Origin of the sequence: Vibrio sp. V39_P1S14PM300, assembly GCF_009904765.1 — a bacterium.
Taxonomy (GTDB): Bacteria; Pseudomonadota; Gammaproteobacteria; order Enterobacterales; family Vibrionaceae; genus Vibrio; species Vibrio proteolyticus.
In genome coordinates, this window is sequence record NZ_WXWP01000211.1 from 1 (window position 1) to 4,560 (window position 4,560).

Sequence of the window (4,560 nt, forward strand, 5' to 3'; positions counted from 1 at the left end):
TTATGTACCTGTAATAAAAAAGCCCTGAGTTCTAATCTCAGGGCTTATGGTATGAAAGTTAAAACTTTACTGGAGTTGGCATTTAAGATCGTTGAGGTAGATAAGATCATCCCCGCCAAAGTTAAGGCGTTGGCTCCAATGTTGTAATGTTTGTTTTAAGAGATAGTACGTTTCTGCTTGCTGATCTTTGTATAGGAGGTTTAAAGACTTCAGTAGGTCAAATTCGCAACTCAATGTTTTATCATTAGAAAATTGAGCAGAGAAGCCATTGTATATAAAGTGACTTTGCTCACTATTATCAACACTCCACTGGTAAACTTCATCGACGCTTACAGGGATGATAAATTGAGAACGGCGATCTTCTAGTTGAGCGAGCGCTCCATCAATTCCGTCTGGATACTTTTCTTGTAACTCTTGCTGAGCTCGCTTGCTTCTTTCTAAAAGGTTTTTGAAGCGTTGTTTGTCGAAATATCCCGTTGCTTCATCATAGTGCTCTTGATAGTTAGCCTGGTTATCAGCCAGTTTTTTGAGTGTTTTGTATTCACTCGAAATTCTTTGCGCAACTTTGTCTGCACTCTTGTTTAGTTCAGCCTTCAACAGGTTGGAGAACTTCTGTGAAGGTATATCCATATTACAACGGTATGCAATAACCGTTCTTTCACGATTATCTTCAAATGTTTTCCATTCGACATCATTACAAACTTTACGATTATTAAAGGCTTGGTTGATAGTCAGTGATGGTTCATATTGAGTCAGTTGATTTTCTCCGTTTATATAGCTGAAAGTCTGCTGCTGTAGAGAGTCCACTACATTGTCACCGCAGCCGAAGAGTAAAAGTGTAGAGCTAAGAACACTGATTGAAGTAACGGTGCGTATTGGTACTGACATTGTTTTATCCTTAATTTAAGTTGTGATTGGTTAACCCCTAATTACCGACCACTGCTTTAGTTTTCTTTATCCCATAGTTAGTACTGGGGTGTTTATTATCCAGTTAATATACAGGGGAGGGGGAAGTTGCTGCGATGGTGGGCTTGACGGTTCTTTTAATCTGCAACCACTTTATAAATAATCCATGCCAATATAGGGTCAATTACAAGTCCGAGTAAAAGCCACCAACCAAAGCTGCGACCATTACTCTTCGCATACATCGCCAGTATAAAAGCGAAAAATACCCATAAAAGCACTAATATCATCATTTATTCTCCTATTTGAATTGTTTGCACCGATACGGGTGCCATCTGGATAGTACATTAAACATAATCTATCTGCACCCATAAAGGTGCAGGTGAGTTTGTGAACAAGATTGAGAAAAACATTACTGGACATCAAATCCGCAATATCAGAGTGTCTAAGCAACTCTCTCAGCAAGATGTTGAACGATTGTGCAGTCTCAAGGGGATTGATATGACAAGAAGCAAATTAGCGAAGGTTGAATCTGGGATGGTCCGTGTGACGGATGAGATGTTAAAGAATCTTGCAGATGTATTGGATGTTGGGGTCGAAGAGTTCTTCCATTAATCACCATTTTAATAGCGAATGATTGATTGAATATGATGGCTGAAATAGCCTGTAATGCTATATGCTGTAAGGGATTGGCGGTCCCGCCCCCTCACGAAATGACCTGATTTAAAGCTCAAGAGAAACAAAGTCTTTATCGACTTCATCTTGAGTGATGCCGATATAGCGAAGGGTGACGCCCTCAGATGTGTGACGAAGCATTTTCATGACACGGCCTATATCCTTTGTAGATTGGTAAAGAAAGTAGCCTCGCGTCTTTCTCATCGAGTGAGTGCCTAACGCAATATTTAGCTCTTGGCCTACTTGTTGAAACGCCATGGACACAGCGCGTCGCGTGATTGGCTGGGGTGGTTTGTTTTTCAACTGTTGGCATCGGTGGGATTGAAACAAGTAGATATGGTCGGGATGCTGCTCCCTTAATCTAGCAATATGTTGCTGCGCTTTAGTATTGAGCTGAATGTTTGCCAGCTTTCCGGTTTTGCTTTCACGAATAATGAGTCGGTCGCCATGAATGTCTTCAAAGCGAATAGATAGCAAATCAGAAATCCTCAGTGCTAGGTTTAATCCGATATGCCACACATCAGCCATTTGCGGATTACAACGAATACTCAATAGATGACCAACCAGGCGTATGGTGTCATCGTTTTTGATTGCTTGGACCTCAGCCATAATCTGCTTCCTTTTTCGTCTGTAGAAGGATGTTTTGAGAAGCACAGAGCCGACGATATCAAGAAACCCTTGTGCAATAAGGGATTGAAGCTTCCCGTTTTAACAATATGGGAAGCAGGCATCGTGCAGCTCTATGCGGGTGGTTTTGTTGAATGCTTGGTAACGGAAGGGGGAGTGTTGTGTGGTGTAAGTTGATTGGCTCTGGTTACTAACCACACTTAATCTGAATTTGGTTGTAAGCGTCCATTGCAACATAAGCCAGAAAGTTACACTCCCACATTTCATACAGCTCCGTGGTTTCTTGTAGGTGCATGCCAAGCCAGCCGCTAAAGCGAGCGAAAGCAACGTTGTTAGCAAAATCAAAAGTCAGGTCGGGAACCAGTTCTGGTGTCTCGTCACCCACATAAACGCGGTCCGTTACCTCCCTAATGGCAATATGGCTGTCTTTAATATCGATGGTGATAGAAACAGGGTGAAACCCGCCGTCTTTCGGGTGGTAACTGGTGTCCTTAAATCGGATAGTTAGCCGTCCTCGGTAATTAACATCATGAATAGAGCGTTTGATTAAGTCTTTGAGTTGGTGTGAAGGCTTGGCTCGCTTGCACGCGAACATAGCCAGATTGGCTGCTTGATTCATAGTGACCTCTTTGAGGGAAATGGAGATTAGCGAATGGGGGTAATGTCGATTGAGATTGCAGAGTGTGTGATGAGCGAGTGAGTGACTGCTTTAAGCCAGCTGGCGAGTAAGGTTTGTACTTCTGGCCGTTGTAAGCTGCACTGCTTAATTTCAGGGTGATAGAACCAACACCCTGCGAAGTTGAAATACAGCGATAACTCTTTTTGGGGCGTACCTGTGATGACAACATCAAAGGTTGCGATAAAACGAAGCTGCCAAGGCGAATCACTGGATGCGCGTTCTAATTGAATTTCAATGGGCTGAAATCGTTGGTCAGTCTCTTGAGAACGAATGTTTAACGCCAATCGCTCAACTGTATTAGGAATGGTGTTGTCCAAGAACAGGGCATCGAGAAAGCAATGCATCGGAGTAACGAGCTCATCATTAAGCCCGGAAACAATAAAATCACTCATATCCACCCCTTTTCAGCGAATGAGACACAGTCTTCACCAACTACGATGTGGTCTAAGACACGGATATCCACAAGCTTTAGAGCGTCGATAAGTCGCTGTGTAATGCGTTTGTCGGCTTGGCTAGGTTCAGCAATGCCGGAAGGATGGTTGTGGGCAAAAATCACCGCGGCAGCGTTGTGGTTTAGTGCTGTCTTCAATACTTCACGGGGATAAATCGAAGCGGCGTCAATCGTGCCAAAGAACAACTCTTCGAAACTGATCAATTGATGTTGATTATCAAGAAACATCACAGCAAACACTTCTCGGTCATGAGCTCCTAATTTGAGTTTTAAGTACTCTTTGACATTGGTGGGGTTGGTGAACGTGCCTTCACGTTTGTATTTCACAGCCAGCGCCTCGGCTGCACGCTCTAGCAGTTCATTGAGTTCTGAAGTCTCAAAGGGGTAGTCATGGTCAGTCTTTGGGGTACGCATAAGGGCTCCTTAAGCTATCTGTTTGGGTATGCGTACTGATGAAATATATCTGAAAGGGTTTTAAATCAGGCTTGCTAGGGCAGGTGGGGAGAACGCAAGCGTGCCCAGAGACAGGTAAAAAATAACTTACTTGCCGTTGTTATGTAGGAATCGCTGTAAAGCAAGTTATTAACAACCAAGCCGAATCAGAGAATGTATCGGCTTTTTAGTCTCTGGAGAGTATGACAATGAGTATAGAAATTTATGTAGAAGCGGCCATGGTGAAGAAGCAAAGAGGTCGTCTTGTTGGTGGTGTTGCGTACATAGCACTCGATGCTGATGGATGTATTGATGATGAAGATTGGAAGCCTGTTGACTATGTCACTGACCAGGCTTACCTAGATCTGTCAGCGCTTGCTTTTGGATTAAAGCATGCGAGAGATGGCGATATTATTTATTCAAGTAGCGATTATTGCGTCAAAGGCTTTAATGAGTGGCTAGAAGGTTGGAAGAAACGAGATTGGCGTAAAGCAAATAAAGAATCGATATCTAATGCAGAGCTCTGGCGGCTAGTGGATGAAAGTAGCGCGGAGAAGCGTGTTGAGGTGAGAAAAGTCGCTGCCTGTTCAGCAGGAAAAGATGCAGCTTATAGATACGCTCTCCTGGCAACAAAACGTCTGTTGTAAAGACAATGAATCACTTGCTGGTATTGCCAGCAAGTGATTCATCTTTGTGTGCTGATCTGTACAGGACTGTTAGCTGTAGTCTCAGAGTAGGCGAGTAGGAAAAGTAAAAAATAACGCAGAGGCCTTTGTTATGAGTTGAATTACAT

The 4,560-nt window shown here is 43.2% G+C and carries 8 protein-coding genes; 2 read left to right on the plus strand and 6 right to left on the minus strand.

Annotation, left to right across the window (positions count from 1 at the left end; all coding sequences use genetic code 11):
• Positions 1-66: 66 nt before the first annotated feature.
• Both CAG65_RS10705 and CAG65_RS22075 read right to left on the minus strand, forming a co-directional pair.
• Positions 67-888: a hypothetical protein gene (locus CAG65_RS10705; protein ID WP_161453616.1), complete on the minus strand. Its 822-nt coding sequence runs from the start codon at positions 886-888 to the stop codon at positions 67-69.
• 155 nt (positions 889-1,043) lie between these two features.
• Entirely contained in the window at positions 1,044-1,196 is a 153-nt protein-coding gene (locus CAG65_RS22075; protein WP_202599344.1) for a hypothetical protein, read from the minus strand.
• Positions 1,197-1,293: 97 nt separating this feature from the next.
• Here CAG65_RS22075 and CAG65_RS22250 point away from each other — a divergent pair, with 97 nt between their 5' ends.
• A complete protein-coding gene (locus tag CAG65_RS22250; protein WP_161453617.1) occupies positions 1,294-1,518 on the plus strand; it encodes a helix-turn-helix domain-containing protein in 225 nt (74 codons plus the stop codon).
• A gap of 108 nt (positions 1,519-1,626) precedes the next feature.
• On the opposite strand, the gene CAG65_RS10715 is transcribed toward CAG65_RS22250, so the two are convergent.
• The 4 genes from CAG65_RS10715 to radC all read right to left on the minus strand — a co-directional run bounded on the left by CAG65_RS10715 (position 1,627) and on the right by radC (position 3,749).
• Positions 1,627-2,187: a tyrosine-type recombinase/integrase gene (locus CAG65_RS10715; protein WP_161453618.1), complete on the minus strand. Its 561-nt coding sequence runs from the start codon at positions 2,185-2,187 to the stop codon at positions 1,627-1,629.
• 208 nt (positions 2,188-2,395) lie between these two features.
• Positions 2,396-2,824, minus strand: a complete 429-nt coding sequence (locus tag CAG65_RS10720; protein WP_161453619.1) for a DUF2787 family protein — start codon at positions 2,822-2,824, stop codon at positions 2,396-2,398.
• A gap of 26 nt (positions 2,825-2,850) precedes the next feature.
• Entirely contained in the window at positions 2,851-3,276 is a 426-nt protein-coding gene (locus CAG65_RS10725; protein ID WP_161453620.1) for a DUF2787 family protein, read from the minus strand.
• The gene (gene radC, locus CAG65_RS10730) at positions 3,273-3,749 is read right to left on the minus strand and encodes a RadC family protein (RefSeq protein ID WP_161453621.1); all 477 of its coding nucleotides are present in this window, start codon (positions 3,747-3,749) and stop codon (positions 3,273-3,275) included. The genes CAG65_RS10725 and radC overlap by 4 nt, the downstream gene beginning before the upstream one ends.
• A gap of 227 nt (positions 3,750-3,976) precedes the next feature.
• Here radC and CAG65_RS10735 point away from each other — a divergent pair, with 227 nt between their 5' ends.
• Positions 3,977-4,414: an RNase H family protein gene (locus CAG65_RS10735; RefSeq protein ID WP_161453622.1), complete on the plus strand. Its 438-nt coding sequence runs from the start codon at positions 3,977-3,979 to the stop codon at positions 4,412-4,414.
• Positions 4,415-4,560 lie beyond the last annotated feature (146 nt).

Excerpts from the sequence above, each read along its gene's own strand:
- CAG65_RS10705 (WP_161453616.1), bottom strand. The coding sequence starts at position 888 with ATGTCAGTACCAATACGCACCGTTACTTCAATCAGTGTTCTTAGCTCT.
- CAG65_RS22075 (WP_202599344.1), bottom strand. The coding sequence starts at position 1,196 with ATGATGATATTAGTGCTTTTATGGGTATTTTTCGCTTTTATACTGGCG.
- CAG65_RS10715 (WP_161453618.1), bottom strand. The coding sequence starts at position 2,187 with ATGGCTGAGGTCCAAGCAATCAAAAACGATGACACCATACGCCTGGTT.
- CAG65_RS10720 (WP_161453619.1), bottom strand. The coding sequence starts at position 2,824 with ATGAATCAAGCAGCCAATCTGGCTATGTTCGCGTGCAAGCGAGCCAAG.
- CAG65_RS10725 (WP_161453620.1), bottom strand. The coding sequence starts at position 3,276 with ATGAGTGATTTTATTGTTTCCGGGCTTAATGATGAGCTCGTTACTCCG.
- radC (WP_161453621.1), bottom strand. The coding sequence starts at position 3,749 with ATGCGTACCCCAAAGACTGACCATGACTACCCCTTTGAGACTTCAGAA.
- CAG65_RS10735 (WP_161453622.1), top strand. The coding sequence starts at position 3,977 with ATGAGTATAGAAATTTATGTAGAAGCGGCCATGGTGAAGAAGCAAAGA.